The following is a 16,843-nucleotide window of genomic DNA, read 5'->3' as shown; positions in this document are numbered from 1 at the left end:
AAAAGGACTCATGATGACCACGTTGGACCGGAACTCCCTGCGCTGGCGCCTTGCGTCCGGCCAAGCCAGGATTCTTGGTGGCGTGCTCGCTCTGGGCCTCGCTGTGAGCCTCCTGTCGGGTGCCCCCGCTGCCCACGCGGACAGCCTGGACGACCAGCAAGCTGCGCTCGAGGCTGAGTCGGCCCGCGTCCAGGCGTCCTTGGAGTTTGTGGACTCGAAGATCGCCAAGGCGGCGGGCGATCTCGTCATCTACCAAGGACGCCTCCCCGGCGCCCAGCAGGCACTTCTGGAAGCACAGGGCCGAGTGGCCAGTGCCGTCAAGGAGGTCGAGGCTTTGGCTGCCAGGGTGGAGCTTGCCCAGCAGAACAAAGCCAAAATTACTGAGCAGCTTGAGAGCGACAAGCAGAAGATCACCGATACGAAGAAGCTGATCGGACAGATCGCCTCACAGGCCTATAAGTCGGGGGGCGTTCCCACCAACATCGCCCTGCTCTTCGGATCCAACGAGTCCGGCAGCCTGACAGAATCCATGGACCTTGCTGATCAGGCCATGCGCAGCCAGAACGCTGCAATGACCAAGCTGACCCAGCAGAACGCTACCAACGTGAACTCCCAGGCACGATTGGCCGCAGTCGAGGCTGAGATCCAGGACCTGAAGGCCAAGGCTGACGCCGCGCTTGAGCGGGAGAAGGCAGCACGCGACGAGGCTGCGAGTAAGAAAGCCGAAGTCGACAAGCTCATCGAGGACACTACCCGCCTGAATGGACAACTGCAGGCGGCAAAGCCGGGCATCGAAGCCGATCTGGCCCGCGTGAAAGCGGAACAGGACTCTGTCGCGGCCGAAATCGTCGAGAGGGACCGCAAGCTGAGGGAGGCGTGGGAAGCCGAACAGCGTCGGCTCGCGGCGGAAGCTGCTGCCGCTGCGGCTGCCGCTGCGGCAGCGCAAGGAAGACCGGCACCTCCTGAGCAGCCGTATGTTCCCCCGGTGGGTTCGCCCTCCGCCTTTGGTTTGCGGCACCCGTTCGCCAGCTATGTACCCATCACGTCAGGATTCGGCTGGCGGGCAACCCCGCCCGGCACCATCGATTTCTACGGTACGGGCGGTTACATGCACACTGGCATCGACTTCGGCGCGGCCTGTGGTACGCCGGTCTATGCTGCAGCGGCTGGTACCGTCTTCAACTCTGGTTGGAACTCGGCCGACGGCGGTGGATGGCGCGTGAAGCTGTCCCACGGCGTGGTGCAGGGCAACTCCCTGACAACGATCTACTACCACAACAGCAGCATTGTGGTGGCCAATGGCCAGCAAGTTTCGCAGGGGCAACTTATTGCGTACTCGGGTAGCACAGGTAACTCGACGGGGTGCCATGCACACTTCGAGACCTGGCTGAACGGTGCGGCAGTGGATCCCATGACCCTCCTCTAGGGGCCGGTCCGGTGCCTTCTTCAGGGAACAGGCGTCAGGGAACAGGCGTCAGGGAACAGGCGTCAGGGGACGGGCTTCAGAAGCTCAGAAACCAGGGCCGGCGGGCTCTGGCGTACACTAGTTGAAATCCGCATCTAACAAGGAGTTCTACCGTGCCCAAGGAAAGTGGCCGTAAGGTAGTGGCCACCAATCGGAAGGCCCGGCACAACTACCATGTCCTGGATACCTACGAGGCCGGCATTGCGCTAATGGGTACCGAAGTGAAATCCCTCCGTGAAGGCCACGCCTCCATGGTGGACGGCTTCTGTACCTTCTACAATGACGAACTGTGGATGGAGGGTATCCATATCCCTGAGTACCATCAGGGGAGCTGGACCAACCATGCCGCGCGCCGCCGTCGGAAGCTTTTGCTCCACCGCGAAGAACTGGACAAGATCTCGCAAAAGATCCGCGAATCCGGCTTCACGGTGGTGCCGTTGCAGCTTTACTTCCTGGACGGTAGGGCAAAGGTTGAAATTGCCATAGCACGCGGTAAAAAGGACTACGACAAGCGCCAAACGCTGCGTGAGCAGCAGGACAAACGCGAATCGTTGCGCGAACTGCGGGAACGCAACCGCCGGTAGGCGTTGGACGCCAACGCGCCCCGCCAAAGCTTGTGTCGTGGGAATGATCTTCGGGGCGCATGCGTTATGATGGATAGTCCGGTAGGGATTTGATCACTTGATGAATGCCTTGCCGGTTTGGTAACAAAATACGGGGATGATCGGTTTCGACGATGTTAGTCGCGACAGGTGAAGCGGGCCGAGGATGCAGAATTATCTCGTAAACGCTGTCTGCAAACCAATAAGTGCCGAATCTAAGCGCACTGACTTCGCTCTCGCTGCCTAAGCAGTAAGACAGTCCGTCAGCCCGGGGTTGCTATCGCCCCGGTTCCTGGCGTCATTTAGATAGCCACTGCTGTTTGCCTTCGTCATTGAGGTAAACGGGACTCTTAGATGACTGGGCCCGGATCAGCCACCTGTTTGCAGGATGGCTGGGGCCGAGAAAATCCGACGCAAACTGCGCCCGGAGAAGCCCTGACAAAACGACATCGGACGGGGGTTCAATTCCCCCCATCTCCACCGTGTGATGTAGCGGGACATCCTTTACGGATGTGTCGGGACATCATTGACACCCCCGGTCTTCGGACCGGGGGTGTTTTGTTTTTTCTGGTAGCCGCGGTCTGGGTTGATTGTGAACTCCGCGAGGACTTCGCCGGTTCCGTGTTCGATGGTCAGGACGTGTTCTTCGTGGCCGAGCAGGATCACTCGTTTGTGCTTGTGGAGTCGACCGATGCCCAGGTGGCGGAGGCGTCCGGCGTAGCGGAGTGAGACTTTCCCGTCGGCATCGACCCGGTCGGTGCGGGTCCGCCAGTGGTCGCCTTGGATGGCGAGCTTCGGGGCGGCTTTGGGGGCGGCGTTGTAGGTGGTAGCCGGTGTGCGCCGGTTCAGGGCACGGTGCGGGCGTTCGTGGTTGTAGATCTGCTTGAACTTCGCGAGCTGGTGGTTCAGGTCCTCGAGGGTGTGGGCGCGAGGCTGCCCGGCAAGCCATTTTTTCAGGGTCTGGTGGAATCGCTCGATTTTGCCTTGGGTTTGGGGATGGCCTGGGTGGCCGTTCTTCTGCGTGATGCCGCCCTCAAGGACGGCCAGGACGATGACCTTGTTCTTCGACATGGCCCAGCCCATCAGGGCATGTGTCGTCTATGTCCCGCGACATGCCGGCAGTGTCGACGATGTCCCGCCACAGGCACTGTCAAGGATGTCCCGCCACATGTGTAAATGATGTCCTGAAATCACACACCCCCATCTCCACCGGAAAGCCCTCGGATCCTTGTGATCCGGGGGCTTCTTCTTTGCCCGAACAGGATGCTCGGGGCCGTTCACCCACGGCGTAGGGGAACGAGGACTAGCGGGCATGTCCCGGCCGTTGTACAGGGTAGGCACTGAACGTACTGGATCCAGTCGCTAATCATGGATTGGAGCCGGACAGGACGTGCATGGCCGCCGGCAAACGGCGCCACGGCAGCAGGAGGCATGGGATGAGTACCGAGCCAGAGTTTGACATTCCGGACGTCGGCCCGGAGCAAGAATCGGATGCGCGCGAGGATGGCGACGCCTTGGATGCGTACTCCCAGATCGTCATTCGCGTCGCGGACTCCGTCACGCCCCACGTCGCCGCGATCGAGATGACAAGTGCGCGCCGGAACGGTCAACTGCGTGTGGGCAGCGGATCGGCTGTGGTTTTCACTGGTGACGGGTACATGCTGACCAATGCCCACGTCGTGGCAGGCATCCAGTCCGGAAGGGCAGTGTTCGCGAACGGCAAGCAGACGGACGTGGAACTCGTGGGTGCTGACCCATTGTCTGACCTTGCCGTCGTTCGTGGTCTCAAGCCCACTCCGCCACCCGCCATCCTGGGTAACGCCGATTCGTTGCGGGTTGGCCAGCTGGTGATCGCGGTGGGCAATCCCTTGGGCCTGGCCGGATCAGTGACTGCAGGGGTGGTCAGCGGCTTGGGACGATCCATTCCCGTCCGGGCAGGTGAGCACAGGCGTGTTATTGAGGACGTCATCCAGACCGACGCTGCCCTCAACCCGGGCAACTCCGGTGGCGCCCTGGCCGACACCCGGGGCCGCATCGTGGGCATCAACACGGCCGTGGCTGGATTGGGCCTTGGACTCGCCGTACCTATTAATAGGACCACCCAGCGGATCATCGCCTCCCTGCTCAGGGATGGGAGGGTGCGCCGCGCCTACCTGGGTTTGGTGAGTACGCCTATTCCGCTGGATGCCAGTGCGGTGGTGCGGACTGGCCAAAAAGAGGGGCTGCGTGTGGTGGAAGTCATTGCCGGCTCGCCCGCGGAATCATCCGGGCTCCAGCCAGGGGACCTGGTGCTTCGCGCCCAGGGCAGGGCTGTGTCCAGTGCAGAGAGCCTGCAGAAGCTGCTGTTTGCCGAGGCCATAGGCGAACCTTTCCCGCTGACCGTGCTTCGTGATGGCAAAACGTTGCAGCTGATAGCGGTTCCTTCGGAGATGAGCCAGCAGTGATGAGCCAGCAATAAAGAGAAAGGCAACAGTGAGGCGGGCAGCAGCCGGACCAGCCTAGGCTCGCTCCTCGCGCACGTCGACCACGCCGATGAAGCGGCTGCCAACACCTTCATATTCGCTGCGTACGTCGCCCAAGAACAGTTCCGGCAATTCACTGTTCTTGTGGTGTCCGCAAAAGACGAAGGAGAAGTCGGGCCACCACTTCTTGGGCCGTACCGCCTCTGAATACCCGCACACGGCGCATGTAAGGTGGACCCAGACAGGCCGTTTGCCCGTTCGGTTGGCACGTGACTGGACCAACCAGGCCGGTGGATTGTCCTGGAGATCGCGAAGCTCGGCTTCTGACAGCCGTGACGGAATGCCGTGGCGCTGGGCCATTTCCATGGAGATATCAAGGGCCAATGCTGCGTCACGTCTGCTAATCACCATTCAACGATACGGGACATCGCGGCGGAGGAATGCCAGGGCTGCCTATGACGAATGGCCGGAGGGGCGGACTTGCTCCATAGTCTCTCCGGACCAAGCCCACCTGAAGCGTAGGCTGTGCACATGACGGATGCTTCCGCCCTGCCGCCCCGGACACCGCTTCAAAAACGGGTGCTCGTGGTTGCAATTGTGGCTTCTTTTATTGCCATCCTGGATGGTTTCGTGGTGAACCTGGCACTCCCGGCCATCGGGCGCGAGCTCGGCGGTGGCTTGGTCATCCAGCAATGGGTGGTGGATGCGTATCTATTGACCCTCGGGGCCCTGATTCTGGTAGCCGGTTCATTGTCCGACCACTTTGGCCGGGCACGGATCCTCGAATGGGGGCTGGCGGGCTTTGCCCTGACGTCAGTGATGTGCGGCCTGGCTTGGAACGGGGAGGTCCTTGTGGTGTCCCGCGCACTTCAGGGTATTGCGGGGGCCCTCCTTGTGCCCAGTTCGTTGGCCATGATCATTACGTCCTTCTCCGGGCCATCCCAGTCCAAAGCGATTGGCCAGTGGTCCGGCTGGACGAGTGCTGCCGCCATCGTTGGGCCGCTGATTGGCGGGGTCTCGGTGGACATGTTGTCCTGGCGCGTTATCTTCTTCATCAACGTTATTCCGGCCATTGCAATTTGGCCTCTGCTCGCGGGCCTTCGGGCCTCCGACGCGGCCAGGGACAAGAGCAAGGGAATCGACTACCTCGGTGCGGTCCTTGCCATGATCGGTCTGGGTGGTCCTGTCTACGCCTTCATTGAACAGGGCCGGATGGGTTGGTCGAGTGTGCAGGTCTGGATGCCACTCGTGGTCGGTGTCGTGGCCATGGCGTTGTTCGTTGTCCACGAAGCGAGGACCAAGCAACCGATGTTGCCGTTAAGGCTGTTTGCCATTCGCAACTTTGGCTGGGGCAACCTGGCGACGCTCGCGATTTACGGTGGGATATCGCTTGGATTCTTCGTCCTGGGAATCTACCTCCAGCAGGTGGGAGGCATGGGGGCTACCATCGCGGGAATTGCACTGCTTCCAGCGACCGTCATCCTGATGCTGACGGCGTCCTACTTCGGTGGGTTGGCCGGAAAGTATGGTCCGCGATGGTTCATGACTGTGGGGCCGCTGTTGTGCGGTGTTGGTTTTCTCATGTCCCTATCCGTCCAGGAGCCACTGAACTACTGGACCCAGGTGTTGCCGGGCCAGATAGTCTTTGGTGTGGGACTCACCACCCTCGTCGCGCCACTCACTGCTGCGATTCTGGGCGCGGTACCGCAGGAAGAGGCCGGAATCGGTTCGGCCGTCAATAACGCTGTGGCCCGTATCGCCGGCCTCATCTGTATTGCTTTTGCCGGCCTGATCGTCGGTCCGGTGTTCTCACGGCAAGGTTTGTACAACGCCTTGATAGTCACGGCGGTACTGTTCGTTGTCGGGGCGGTGGCGTCCGCCGTCGGGATCCGTAACCCCGCTCCGGAAGCCGCAGTTGCCGCTGGGAGCGAACCGGATGCAGCGTCCGACGACGGCGGGTCGGCCAGCCAGCGTACGTAGCCTGGGCAGCGCATCGGGTCATCGTGCGGGAAGTACGCAACCTTCGTGGACTTCGGCGCTCTGGACCCAAAGTGCCGAGGTAACTTCGTCGGCAAGATCAAACTCGCGGCGCTGTGGACCGCTGCCAATCCGAACAACGAGGGCTCCGCCGAAAGGTTTGCGGCCCACAACTTCCACCGGAGCGTCCAAGGTGATCTCTTCCGACGCGAGGTAGCGGAGGAGATCGGGGTTTTCATCGCTGATCCGGGTGATGCGGCCTGAGTGGCCCTCGTCCAACTCGATCATGCGGTAGGCGTGCGGCAACTCCACCGATCCGTCTGCCGAGGGAATGGGGTCGCCATGGGGATCCCGGAGGGGATGGCCAAGCTTGGCGGCCATGCGCTCGATGAAGGTATCGGACACAGCGTGTTCCAACATCTCAGCTTCGTCGTGGACTTCATCCCAGCTGTAACCGAGTTCGTCCACGAGGTAAGTCTCAATGAGGCGGTGGCGCCGGACCATGGACAGTGCCAGGCGCATGCCCTCCGGAGTCAGCCTGATAGCACTGTAAGGCTGGTGATCCACCAAGCCCTGGTCCTTGAGTTTGCGGACCATTTCAGACACCGAGGAATTGGCAACGCCAAGCCGCTGGGCAAGCTGGGAGGACGTAATTGGTTTGTCCTGCCACTCCGTGTACGAGTAGATGACCTTGACGTAGTCCTCGATCGAGGAGGAGGGCGTACTGGTCTTCACACACCAAGCCTACCGTGGCAGGGCGCCCTGGATCTTGCGGGCCCGCCAAGTCTGCGTCACGTACGGCAGTTCCAGGAGCTGGCCGGGGGCGTGGCCCAGATGATCGTAGAGGTACCATTCCAGGTTGCCCATGACCTTCGCCCGGGTGGCCTCGTTGGCGCGGAGGTAGTAGCTGCGCGATTTGGTGAGCTCCATGATGTCCTCCGGCGACACAGCGTCCAGCCAACTGGTGAGATGGCTCTCCACATCCGTGAATTCCGGTCCGATAACTGGCCGGAAGCCGGGCTTGTGGACATCTCCGGCGTGCATGATGCGCGATAGCCGGTGGACCCAGGGCACAGAAGTGTCCAGTTGGTTCCATACGAGGCCAAGAACTCCGTGGGGGCGAAGGATTCGGGCGATTTCCGTGCTGGCCTTGAGCGGGTCACACCAGTGCCAGGCCTGGGCAACGCTGACGACGTCGAATGCTGAGTCCGTCAACCCTGTTGCCTCGGCCGTTCCCTCCAACGCCTTGACGTCAGGATAGGACTTTTGCAGTTGCTCCAGCATGTCCAAGGAAGGATCGACGGCGGCCACCTCAAGTCCGCGTTCCACCAAGAGGGCAGTGAATTTTCCCGTTCCCGCTCCGAGATCCGCGGCGGACTTCGCTCCCAGAGGAAGAAGCCAGTCCACTGAATCTGCGGGATAGCCGGGCCGAACGCGATCGTAGTGTTCCCCGCCGTCCTGAAAGCTCAGGCCCAGCTGGCGGCGGCGGGTGGCATGCAGCTTGGGTCCACCGGGGCTACCCGTGCCTCCGGAAAGACCTCGGGAATGCATGGCCACGCAACAACTCCTTTACCGCAAACGCCTGGGATACCGTACGAATTTACCGTAAGGACCATGCTGACGCTCCCGGCTCAGGCCGCTTAGTCAATAGTGCAGGGCGCGGCACCTGCGGTGCCTGGCGTATTCGGTGCCCATTCCGGGTAGCTGCGGTGGTCATTGGCCGGTACCCAGCGGCCCTCGTCCACCACGTAGTCCCAGCCGAGCCCGGTGCGCTTGAGTTCCTCGATACCCGCCAGCAGCCGTGTGGCATCCTCCAAGCGGGAGCCCACGCCGAAGCTGGCCCGCAGCGAGCCCGAAGGGAGCCCGAGCCGCTTGAGCAGGGGGTGCGCGCAGAAGCGGCCGTCACGAAGCCCTACACCGTGTTCTGCGGCGAGGTAAGCCGCGACCAATCCGGCGTCGAATCCTTCCACCGAGAAGTTGACCACGCCGATGGTGTCCTCTGAGTCGCTGAAGATCCGGTGGACGGTAACGCCGTCGATTGCCTCAAGTCCCTGTACCAGGTACGAGCGGATGGCCGCTTCATGAGCATGCCAGGCCTCTTGGTCCAGCGCGGCGAGCACCTGCGTAGCGCGGGCCAATGTTGCCGCGCCCAGGACGTTGGGGGAGCCGCCCTCGTGACGTGCGGGACCGGAAGCCCAACTGACCGAGTCGAGGCGGGCTTCACGAACAGCGCCGCCGCCGGCAAGGTGGGGAGTGCCGGCGTCAAGCCAGTCAGGGCGCCCTACAACAACGCCGGCGCCGAACGGAGCGTAGAGCTTATGCCCGGAGAATACGATGTAGTCGACGTCTGATTCGGTGATGTTGATGCGGCGGTGCGGGGCAAGCTGGGCTGCGTCCACCACAATCCGTGCACCGTATTCGTGCGCCAGGGCGGCGAGTTCGGCGATCGGCAGGATTTCGCCCGTCACGTTCGAAGCCCCGGTAACTGCCAGCAAGGACACGCCGCCTTGACTGAGTTCCTCGCGGAGCTTTGCCACGGTAGCGGTCAGTGTAGAACCAGCTACGACGCTGCGGTGCGGAACGCCCTGCCAAGGCAGGAGGTTGGCATGGTGCTCGATGTCCAGGTAGAGGACCTCGCCGGTCGGCTTTCCGTCGAGTTGCGGAAGGCAGCCTGCCAACAGGTTGAGTGAATCCGTGGTGTTCCGGGTGAAGATGACGGAATCGTCGGGGCGGCCGCCAACGAACTCACGCACGATGTCGCGGGAGTTCTCGTAGACGGACGTGCTGATCTGGGAAGCGTAGCCCGCACCGCGGTGGACACTCGCGTAGTAGGGGAGGATCTCATTGAGATACGCAGAAACGATGGTCAGGGCCGGAGCCGACGCTCCGTAATCGAGGTTGGCGTAGCGGACGTGGCCACCCTGGATCAGGGGAGCTTGCAGCTCCGCGCCCGTGACAGCGGCCAGGGGCCTGCCTGCAGCGGCTTCCTGCGCTGCTCCGACCGCAAAGGACGGCAGGACGGTGGAGTTGAACGTAGCAGTGCTCATGGGACCTCACTCAAGAAGGACCCCCACAGGGGATCCGCGCTTGCCGTATCCCTTCCGGACCGGCCAGGTCGTCACCCGGGGCACCCCACCGCGAATGGAGGGTTGCCGGCCAGCAAACCGGGGTTTAGCGCTGGCACTCGTGACCTGTAAAGAGGTTAGGGCAAGCCTCCGGCCTGTTCCAAAGTCGCTTCGCTTTGTTAAGCGGATTGTTACGAAGCGTGCCGAAACAGCCCTTTGGGCGAAGAAAAAACGGCGGATGCCCCGTAAAGGAGGCATCCGCCGTCGAAAATTCTATCCACAGCCAGATGTCTTGCTCGTATCGCTGGATCAGAGGAGGTCATCCAAGGCGGGGTTTAGCCGTTTGAGGACCTCTGAATGCAGGATGGAGTTGGTGGCCAAGGCGTTGCCCCCGAAGGGGCCATCCTCGCCTTCCAACGAGGTGAAACGGCCGCCGGCTTCCGTGACGATGGGTACAAGCGCGGCCATGTCGTAAAGGTTCAATTCCGGCTCGCAGGCGATATCCACGGCCCCCTCGGCCACCAAGCAATAGGACCAGAAGTCGCCGTAGGCACGCGTGCGCCAGATGTCTTCCGTCAGACCTAGGAATTCGTCGAGATTGCCGCGTTCCTTCCAACCGGAAAGGCTGGAATATGACATCGAAGCATCGGCCAGGCGCGAAACGTTGGACACCTTGAGCCGGGTGGCCGAGGCCAGGGAGCGCCCCATATAGGCGCCCATGTCCTTTGCCGCCCACCAACGTTTGCCGAGTGCGGGAGCACTGACAACTCCAACCACCGGCTCGCCTTCGTCCACGAGTGCGATCAGGGTGGCCCACACTGGAACGCCACGCACGAAGTTCTTGGTGCCGTCGATGGGGTCGATGATCCAGCGCCGGGAGCCGTGGCCGCTGCTGCCGAACTCCTCGCCGAGGACAGCGTCCCGGGGGCGCGAGCGCGACAGCTGGCCCCGGATTGCTTCTTCCGCAGCCTTGTCGGCATCAGTAACGGGAGTGAGGTCAGGCTTGGTCTCGACCCGCAGATCCAGTGCCTTGAAGCGGTCCATGGTTTGGGCGTCCACGGAATCCGCCAGCACGTGGGCCAGTCGCAGATCATCGTTGTAGCTGGATACGGGTTGGGTCATGCCACCAAACTATCGTGAAACTTTCCCTGCAGTTGGATCCGTGTTCCACCAATGTTTAGTTGACGGTACCCAGTTCCTTGGTTTCCTTCGCTTCCAAACGCGGGTCTGCGCCCAGCAGCCGCCGGAGCGAAGACAACCGTGCCACTCCGGAAGGACCGGCGTTTCCCTCGTTCACCCACGCGTCAAGTCCACAATTGATGGCACTGGCATCGTGTTTGCAGCCGCGGTCGCAAGCTTCGGTGCCCGGTTCCAAATCGGGGAAGGAATGCAGGATGCGATCGGGGTCCACGTGCGCGAGTCCGAAGGAACGAATACCGGGGGTATCGATGATCCAGCTACCGGACGGCGCGTCCGCCAGCTTCAAGGCCAACGCCGACGACGACGTATGCCGGCCCCTTCCGGTGACAGCATTAACGCCACCCGTAGCGCGCTCAGCGCCGGTCAGGGCGTTGACCATGGTGGACTTGCCGACTCCCGAATGGCCAAGCATGACTGTCACTTTGCCATCAAGGTGGGCCCGCAATTGGGCAACGGCGCTGCTGTCCAGACGCGCGGACAGTCCGTCGTCCGATCGGGCGTCAATACCGGAAGCTTCGGCGTCGGCCGTACGGCTGATGATGACAGGGAAGTCCAGGCTGAGATAGTTGGACAACAGCTCGGCAGGATCCTTGACGTCAGCCTTGGTGACGAGCAGCAGTGGCTCGATCCCGGCGTCGTAGGCTGCAACCAAGGCGCGGTCGATAAAGCCAGTGCGCGGTTCCGGGTTGGCCGCGGCGACCACCACCACAAGTTGGTCCGCGTTGGCCACCACCACTCTTTCGATGGGGTCGGTATCATCGGCGCTGCGGCGAAGGACCGTCTTGCGTTCTTCGACACGCACCAGCCTTGCCAGGGTGTCCGGCGCCCCCGATACGTCGCCCACCAGCGCGACGAAATCGCCGGGGACCACGGGATTTCGCCGTAGTTCACGCGCGCGTGCGGCGATGATAATACGCTCGTCCGCGGAGTCTTCCCCAACGATGGCCGTGTAGCGCCCGCGGTCTACCGTGATGATCCGGCCGATGACTGCGTCATCATGGCTGGGGCGGTCCTTGGTCCGGGGCCTTGATCCTTTTTTGTTCGGACGGATCCGGACGTCCGATTCGTCCCAGGAGCGTGCGTCGCGGCCCATGGTCAGTTGCTGGCCTCACTGGTGACGGTCTCATCGTCGCCTGTGCGCTGCTGCAGCATGGCCTCCCACATCTGTGGAAATTCGGGCATCGTCTTGGACGTCGTGGCGATATCTTCCACCTGCACACCTTCAACGGCGAGCCCCAGAATGGCGCCCGCCGTAGCCATGCGGTGGTCGGCATAGCTGTGGACGACGCCTGCGTGCAAAGCAGCCGGGCGGATGATAAGGCCGTCGGCTGTTTCCTCTGCGTCGCCGCCCAGCCGGTTGATTTCAGCGGCCAACGCGGCGAGCCGATCGGTTTCATGGCCACGAAGGTGGGCGATACCGGTCAGCCTTGACGGGCCCGTAGCCAGGGCGCACAGCGCTGCGACCGTGGGCGCAAGTTCGCTGGTTTCGTCGAAGTCCGCGCCCTTGATTTCCGGACCGCCCTTCACGGTGAGGGTACCGTTCTCGAGGGTTACGGTGGCCCCCATGGCAGTGAGTATGCTGCGCCAGAGGTCGCCAACCTGGGTGGTTTGCATGGGCCAATTGGGGATCCGGACGGTTCCGCGGGTTGCCAGTGCAGCAGCGAGGAACGGGCCGGCGTTGGAAAGGTCCTGTTCGATCCGCTGGTCGAATGCCTGGATGGCTCCGGGGGAGACCCGCCAGTGGTTGGGCACCGAGTCATCGACCTTGACGCCGACGCTGCGCAGGACGGCCACGGTCATGTTGATGTGGTCAAGGCTGGGCACTGGCTTGCCGACGTGCTCCAGGTGCAGGCCCTCAGTGAACCGCGCCCCGACGAGCAGCAAAGCCGAGACGAATTGGGACGATGCGCTTGCGTCGATCACCAGGTGGCCACCCCGGACCTCGCCCGTGCCGTCCACCGAGAAGGGAAGGGCCGACGGCGTCCTGCCGCCTTCGGTGGCGACGGGAACTCCGAGAGCGAGCAGTGCTTCGATGATGGTCCCCATGGGCCGCTTGCGGGCGTGGGGATCGCCGTCGAACATGGTCGAACCATTGCGCAGCGCAGCCAAAGGTGGAACGAACCGCATGACTGTCCCGGCAAGGCCGCAATCGATGGCAGTGTCCGCACCCGCAGCTGAAGGATCCATGGGGGTGATCTCAAGGTCCGGTCCGTAACCACCGTCGCCGGGTACCTCGGTGACGGTGGCGCCCAGTTGCCTCAGCGCCTGGATCATCAGGACGGAGTCACGGGAATGAAGGGGGGCCCGGAGCCGGGAAGGTCCGTCGGCCAACGCTGCAAGGACCAGGAACCGGTTGGTGAGCGATTTTGAGCCCGGCACCGTCACTGTGGCATCCACTGGCCTTGTGGCATAGGGAGCCGCCCACAGAGGCAGGGTATGGATGGAGTTCGTTGAGCCCGTGTTTGCTGCGGTGGTACCTGTCATGCTTCCTTATGCTCCAACTGCGTTGTCTACGGCCTTGCGTACTGCTTTGTCTGCCCTCTTGAACTGCTTTCCGGTGACCTTCCTGGCGTCGGCCGCCAGGTGTTCGGCCCGCCATGCCAGGCTCGGGCGGCCTTCTGTGTCGACAGACGCCAGCAAAACGCCGCCGGTAAGGGAAATGTTCTTCAGGAGTTGGGCCCGGCGTGCATTCCGGCCTTCCTTGGAGCTGATGTCCGCTGACCGCCACTCCACATAGGAGTTCAGCGCGGAAGTCAGCGCCAGAACCGTCGCAGCGAAGCGGGAAAATTTGCCAAGCCCCAGCAACGCGCCGGCACCTAGTTGCGCCCCGCCGATAACCCGGGCCAGGACTTTCTCGTCAGTCGGGAAAGGCAGGGACTCAGAGGCGCGGCGAAGCACAGGCGACAATTGCTTCGCAGTGTCGTCCGCGTTCTTGAGCTTGTCCAGACCTGCGATGACGAAGCTGGACGCGAGCATCGGCCGCGCGAGAAAACGGATAACAGACATGTCTTGCCTCCTGGATGGCTTGTCATAATTTCATGACGTTATTCAGTAAGTGCTGTGTTCAAGGGGTGCAGTCTGCTCTAGTCTTGCACCTTTGCGGAATATTTACCCAGCGCCTGCCGTTGTGAACAACAAGCACGGTGAAGACCGGGCCGCGGCATGGTGTTGCCGCTTCGCTGAACGGAGTTGGTTTTTTGACCTTGGTTAAGGACCGAGTGGGTCTCCTGGAGCCTGGGTATCCTGCGCAGCCGGATTCCCGGAAGCTGACAGTAGACTTGGCAACGATGAGCACCATTGAACCGGCCGCAGCGGCCATGTACGAAGCAGCCGACTCGTCCCCGGAGGATAGCGCCGCCGATGCCCCGGCACCGGCCGACGTCGATGTCGCTACGGAAACTCCCGAACAGCGGCGGGAACGCTTCGAGCGCGACGCCATGCAGTATGTGGACCAGCTGTATTCAGCGGCTATGAGGATGGCTCGTAATCCGTCCGACGCCGAGGACCTCGTCCAAGAGGCTTATACCAAGGCGTTCTCGGCTTTCCACCAGTACAAGCCGGGGACCAACCTCAAGGCCTGGCTTTACCGGATCCTGACGAACACCTACATCAACCTCTACCGGAAACGGCAGCGGGAACCGCTGCAGTCCAACTCGGACACGATCGAGGATTGGCAGTTGGCCAAGGCTGAGTCGCACACGTCGTCGGGCTTGCGCTCCGCCGAGGCTGAAGCCTTGGACCACCTGCCGGATTCCGACGTCAAGAGCGCATTGCAGGCCATCCCGGAGGAATTCCGGTTGGCTGTCTACTTCGCGGACGTCGAGGGATACGCGTACAAGCAAATTTCAGAGATCATGAACACCCCCATCGGCACTGTCATGTCGCGACTGCACCGCGGCAGGAAGATGCTGCGGGACATGCTGGCGGACTACGCCGCAGAACGGGGCTTCAAGGCCCACACCGAAGACCAGGCCACGGCCGGGAGCAACAATCAGGAGAAAGAGCAATGAGCGACTGCCAGGGATTGGGCGATTGCGACGACACTCGGATGCAGCGGATCTATGAGTACCTCGATGGCGCGCTGACACGCGAGGACCTCACGGAAATCAAACAGCACCTGGATACTTGCGAGGAGTGTGCCGAGCAGTATGACCTTGAATGCCTGATCCGCACCATGGTCAAGCGTTCGTGTACCGAGTCCGCGCCGGAGAACCTCAAGAACTCAATACTTGACCGGATCCACTCCATCAAGCCGGTGGAGGCCTGATCCAGCGCTGGCCGCTGATCCAGCCAGGGCTTCGGTAAAGGCCCAACAACGCCAAGGGCCCCGGAAACCGTAAGGTTTCCGGGGCCCTCGCTTCTAAGCCTTGACGCTAAGCCGCTGGCTTAGGTGTTGGGACGCTTGCCGTGGTTCGCGCCGCCGCGCTTACGGTCACGACGCTTACGTGCACGCTTGCTCATAGCTGGCCTCCTTCAATGATTGATACTCAATAGAGCTGCCCTCCAGTTTCGCACATCCGGGCGTTCGGTCGCGAACCGGGTTGGGCGGTTGTCAGCTTCGCAGCGAATTCCTGATCGAGATGCGGGCCTGGTCCAACACGGCACGCACTGTCTCAAGGGTGACGGGATTCAACGGGTGCGAGGCGCTGTGCTGGCGCAGCTCCACGCGGATGTCATCCCGGAATGATTGGACCAACAGCTCGGCCTCTTTGAGCATTCGCTGGCCCTCAGGGGAGAAGCCTGCTGTCCGGCTCTGGTAGGTGGCGGCCGTCGCATTGATGCGTGCGGCCTCAGCCGTGGCGGCGAGATCTGCCTTCAGCCCACGCATGTTGCTTCTGATGTCTTCCCGCAGGTTGTCTGCCAGCCGGCGAACAGAGGCCGAGATATTATCCTCGACGTCCGCCAGCTCCTGGCGCCGACGGTTCAGTTCCGCCAGCCCTGCCTCCGTGATGAAGTACTTGGTGCGCCGGCCTTCTGTCCTTGTGACCACAAGGCCTTCCTCCTCCAGCTTCCCAAGACGCGGATAAATCGTCCCGGCGCTGGGGGAGTAGGTACCGCCGAAGCGGTCACCCAAGTCCTTGATCAGCTCGTATCCATGCTTGGGCCCTGGCTCAAGGAGTGCCAGTAGGTACAAGCGCAGGGCGCCGTGCGCAAAAACAGGAGGCATCAGAGACCTGCCTCCCCGGGCACCGGGTGGTCATTTTCCGAGGCCGGCTCTGTGCCGTGGATGATGTATGTCTTGCCCGAGACTGTATTGGTCCGCACCACCATGAGCCGTTCATCCGGACCGACGATTGTCTCCACCTTGCTTCCGGGCTGGGCATACATCTGGTCATCAATGATGACGGTGCCGCTGGCGGACTTTGCAATGATGTCCAGGCCGACGTCGTGCGGCAGCCGGATGGTCAGGTCACCTGACACGGAATTGGCTCCGAGGTCGTTGGTGTAGTCGTGGAGATCGAAGCTCAGGTCCCCGCTCACAGTGCTGGCCCTGACATTCTTGAAGTTGCCCGAAGCGGTGACTTCACCCGAGACGCTCTTGGCGGTCAGGACGCCGTCGTGGTTTCTTGCGATGACTTCGCCACTGACGGTGTTGACGTGCAATTCACCGCTGGTCCCATCCGCCATAACCGAGCCCGAAACTGTGTTGAGCCGGACCCGGCCGTTGATGCCGGAGACCATGCCATCGCCGTTCACGGTTCCCGCTTCGACGTCCACTCCAGGCGGCAGCGCGATCCCGACCACTACCGAGTTGGTGCTGGTGTTGTTGACAGTCCCCATCAGGTTTCGGAACCATCCTTGTGGTCCTTGGAGCTGATGGCGTACCTCGAGGCGGCCGTTCACGAGTGTGATGGTCAGGGGGTCGCCGCTGATCTCGCTGACCTCTATCCGGACGAAGGGTTCGTCGTGGGTGACGACGTCGAACCTGCCCTTTACTATTCCAAGTTTGAGCGAGTGGACATCATCCACGTCGATGGTTTGTGGGCCGGTTACGGTCCAGAGCTCGTCAGGCATGATCCCTCCAAATTGCGATATATCGCGTTGATGAAAACACGATATATCGCGAATGAA

17 protein-coding genes, 1 other RNA gene, 1 pseudogene and 1 riboswitch are annotated in these 16,843 nt (G+C 62.0%); of the genes and pseudogenes, 7 read left to right on the top strand and 12 right to left on the bottom strand.

Annotation, left to right across the window (positions count from 1 at the left end; all coding sequences use genetic code 11):
* The first annotated feature begins 13 nt into the window (after positions 1-13).
* From ACZ5G6_RS15910 to ssrA, 3 genes are all read left to right on the top strand, one after another.
* Positions 14-1,426 (top strand): M23 family metallopeptidase, encoded by a 1,413-nt coding sequence (locus ACZ5G6_RS15910; protein WP_223937612.1) that lies wholly within the window; start codon positions 14-16, stop codon positions 1,424-1,426.
* Between the two features lie 152 nt (positions 1,427-1,578).
* Complete coding sequence (gene smpB, locus ACZ5G6_RS15905; protein WP_026540087.1) at positions 1,579-2,049, top strand: SsrA-binding protein SmpB; 471 nt, start codon at positions 1,579-1,581, stop codon at positions 2,047-2,049.
* A gap of 132 nt (positions 2,050-2,181) precedes the next feature.
* Positions 2,182-2,550, top strand: a transfer-messenger RNA (tmRNA) gene (ssrA, locus tag ACZ5G6_RS15900).
* A gap of 21 nt (positions 2,551-2,571) precedes the next feature.
* Here ssrA and ACZ5G6_RS15895 read toward each other — a convergent pair.
* A pseudogene (locus tag ACZ5G6_RS15895) lies at positions 2,572-3,096 on the bottom strand (integrase core domain-containing protein); the annotation flags it as partial.
* 407 nt (positions 3,097-3,503) lie between these two features.
* Here ACZ5G6_RS15895 and ACZ5G6_RS15890 point away from each other — a divergent pair.
* Positions 3,504-4,511 (top strand): S1C family serine protease, encoded by a 1,008-nt coding sequence (locus ACZ5G6_RS15890; protein ID WP_223933551.1) that lies wholly within the window; start codon positions 3,504-3,506, stop codon positions 4,509-4,511.
* A gap of 54 nt (positions 4,512-4,565) precedes the next feature.
* Here the strand turns inward: ACZ5G6_RS15890 and ACZ5G6_RS15885 are convergent, their stop codons facing one another.
* Positions 4,566-4,940, bottom strand: a complete 375-nt coding sequence (locus tag ACZ5G6_RS15885; protein ID WP_223933550.1) for a hypothetical protein — start codon at positions 4,938-4,940, stop codon at positions 4,566-4,568.
* Positions 4,941-5,060: 120 nt separating this feature from the next.
* Between ACZ5G6_RS15885 and ACZ5G6_RS15880 the strand changes: the two genes are divergently transcribed.
* Positions 5,061-6,509 carry an MFS transporter gene (locus ACZ5G6_RS15880; protein ID WP_498686477.1) on the top strand — a complete coding sequence of 483 codons (1,449 nt, stop codon included), beginning with the start codon at positions 5,061-5,063 and terminating at the stop codon, positions 6,507-6,509.
* Positions 6,510-6,527: 18 nt separating this feature from the next.
* On the opposite strand, the gene ACZ5G6_RS15875 is transcribed toward ACZ5G6_RS15880, so the two are convergent.
* The 7 genes from ACZ5G6_RS15875 to ACZ5G6_RS15845 form a co-directional block, all read right to left on the bottom strand.
* Entirely contained in the window at positions 6,528-7,241 is a 714-nt protein-coding gene (locus ACZ5G6_RS15875) for a metal-dependent transcriptional regulator (protein ID WP_223933546.1), read from the bottom strand.
* A gap of 9 nt (positions 7,242-7,250) precedes the next feature.
* Complete coding sequence (locus ACZ5G6_RS15870; RefSeq protein WP_498691907.1) at positions 7,251-8,057, bottom strand: class I SAM-dependent methyltransferase; 807 nt, start codon at positions 8,055-8,057, stop codon at positions 7,251-7,253.
* Between the two features lie 89 nt (positions 8,058-8,146).
* Positions 8,147-9,553: an aminotransferase class V-fold PLP-dependent enzyme gene (locus ACZ5G6_RS15865; protein ID WP_498686475.1), complete on the bottom strand. Its 1,407-nt coding sequence runs from the start codon at positions 9,551-9,553 to the stop codon at positions 8,147-8,149.
* A gap of 31 nt (positions 9,554-9,584) precedes the next feature.
* Positions 9,585-9,698: riboswitch (SAM riboswitch) on the bottom strand.
* Between the two features lie 182 nt (positions 9,699-9,880).
* Positions 9,881-10,693 carry a histidinol-phosphatase gene (hisN, locus tag ACZ5G6_RS15860; RefSeq protein ID WP_223933543.1) on the bottom strand — a complete coding sequence of 271 codons (813 nt, stop codon included), beginning with the start codon at positions 10,691-10,693 and terminating at the stop codon, positions 9,881-9,883.
* 55 nt (positions 10,694-10,748) lie between these two features.
* On the bottom strand, positions 10,749-11,864 hold the full coding sequence (gene rsgA, locus ACZ5G6_RS15855) for a ribosome small subunit-dependent GTPase A (protein WP_223933542.1): 1,116 nt from the start codon (positions 11,862-11,864) through the stop codon (positions 10,749-10,751).
* Between the two features lie 2 nt (positions 11,865-11,866).
* Positions 11,867-13,255: a 3-phosphoshikimate 1-carboxyvinyltransferase gene (aroA, locus tag ACZ5G6_RS15850; protein WP_223933539.1), complete on the bottom strand. Its 1,389-nt coding sequence runs from the start codon at positions 13,253-13,255 to the stop codon at positions 11,867-11,869.
* Positions 13,256-13,261: 6 nt separating this feature from the next.
* Positions 13,262-13,777 (bottom strand): DoxX family membrane protein, encoded by a 516-nt coding sequence (locus ACZ5G6_RS15845; RefSeq protein ID WP_223933537.1) that lies wholly within the window; start codon positions 13,775-13,777, stop codon positions 13,262-13,264.
* Between the two features lie 191 nt (positions 13,778-13,968).
* Here ACZ5G6_RS15845 and ACZ5G6_RS15840 point away from each other — a divergent pair, with 191 nt between their 5' ends.
* Together ACZ5G6_RS15840 and rsrA are read left to right on the top strand one after the other, a co-directional pair.
* Positions 13,969-14,781, top strand: coding sequence for a sigma-70 family RNA polymerase sigma factor (locus ACZ5G6_RS15840; protein ID WP_275959786.1), 813 nt, complete (start codon positions 13,969-13,971; stop codon positions 14,779-14,781).
* Positions 14,778-15,038 (top strand): mycothiol system anti-sigma-R factor, encoded by a 261-nt coding sequence (gene rsrA / locus ACZ5G6_RS15835; protein WP_216923992.1) that lies wholly within the window; start codon positions 14,778-14,780, stop codon positions 15,036-15,038. Before ACZ5G6_RS15840 ends, rsrA begins: the two co-directional genes overlap by 4 nt.
* A gap of 119 nt (positions 15,039-15,157) precedes the next feature.
* Here the strand turns inward: rsrA and ACZ5G6_RS15830 are convergent, their stop codons facing one another.
* From ACZ5G6_RS15830 to ACZ5G6_RS15820, 3 genes are all read right to left on the bottom strand, one after another.
* Positions 15,158-15,232 (bottom strand): 50S ribosomal protein bL37, encoded by a 75-nt coding sequence (locus ACZ5G6_RS15830; RefSeq protein ID WP_369299106.1) that lies wholly within the window; start codon positions 15,230-15,232, stop codon positions 15,158-15,160.
* Between the two features lie 91 nt (positions 15,233-15,323).
* Positions 15,324-15,938 (bottom strand): PadR family transcriptional regulator, encoded by a 615-nt coding sequence (locus ACZ5G6_RS15825; protein ID WP_498686469.1) that lies wholly within the window; start codon positions 15,936-15,938, stop codon positions 15,324-15,326.
* A complete protein-coding gene (locus tag ACZ5G6_RS15820) occupies positions 15,938-16,786 on the bottom strand; it encodes a DUF4097 family beta strand repeat-containing protein (RefSeq protein ID WP_223933534.1) in 849 nt (282 codons plus the stop codon). The genes ACZ5G6_RS15825 and ACZ5G6_RS15820 overlap by 1 nt, the downstream gene beginning before the upstream one ends.
* Between the last annotated feature and the right edge of the window lie 57 nt (positions 16,787-16,843).

The sequence above is a fragment of the Arthrobacter sp. TmtSoilC51 genome (assembly GCF_055388015.1).
Note: the sequence above shows the minus strand (reverse complement) of the source record. Positions and strands in the feature narration are given on the sequence as shown.

What these genes read in the sequence shown, in the direction of transcription:
- ACZ5G6_RS15910 (WP_223937612.1), top strand. Translation starts at nt 14, where the DNA reads ATGACCACGTTGGACCGGAACTCCCTGCGCTGGCGCCTTGCGTCCGGC.
- ACZ5G6_RS15890 (WP_223933551.1), top strand. Translation starts at nt 3,504, where the DNA reads ATGAGTACCGAGCCAGAGTTTGACATTCCGGACGTCGGCCCGGAGCAA.
- ACZ5G6_RS15885 (WP_223933550.1), bottom strand. Translation starts at nt 4,940, where the DNA reads ATGGTGATTAGCAGACGTGACGCAGCATTGGCCCTTGATATCTCCATG.
- ACZ5G6_RS15880 (WP_498686477.1), top strand. Translation starts at nt 5,061, where the DNA reads ATGACGGATGCTTCCGCCCTGCCGCCCCGGACACCGCTTCAAAAACGG.
- ACZ5G6_RS15870 (WP_498691907.1), bottom strand. Translation starts at nt 8,057, where the DNA reads ATGCATTCCCGAGGTCTTTCCGGAGGCACGGGTAGCCCCGGTGGACCC.
- ACZ5G6_RS15865 (WP_498686475.1), bottom strand. Translation starts at nt 9,553, where the DNA reads ATGAGCACTGCTACGTTCAACTCCACCGTCCTGCCGTCCTTTGCGGTC.
- hisN (WP_223933543.1), bottom strand. Translation starts at nt 10,693, where the DNA reads ATGACCCAACCCGTATCCAGCTACAACGATGATCTGCGACTGGCCCAC.
- rsgA (WP_223933542.1), bottom strand. Translation starts at nt 11,864, where the DNA reads ATGGGCCGCGACGCACGCTCCTGGGACGAATCGGACGTCCGGATCCGT.
- aroA (WP_223933539.1), bottom strand. Translation starts at nt 13,255, where the DNA reads ATGACAGGTACCACCGCAGCAAACACGGGCTCAACGAACTCCATCCAT.
- ACZ5G6_RS15845 (WP_223933537.1), bottom strand. Translation starts at nt 13,777, where the DNA reads ATGTCTGTTATCCGTTTTCTCGCGCGGCCGATGCTCGCGTCCAGCTTC.
- rsrA (WP_216923992.1), top strand. Translation starts at nt 14,778, where the DNA reads ATGAGCGACTGCCAGGGATTGGGCGATTGCGACGACACTCGGATGCAG.
- ACZ5G6_RS15825 (WP_498686469.1), bottom strand. Translation starts at nt 15,938, where the DNA reads ATGCCTCCTGTTTTTGCGCACGGCGCCCTGCGCTTGTACCTACTGGCA.
- ACZ5G6_RS15820 (WP_223933534.1), bottom strand. Translation starts at nt 16,786, where the DNA reads ATGCCTGACGAGCTCTGGACCGTAACCGGCCCACAAACCATCGACGTG.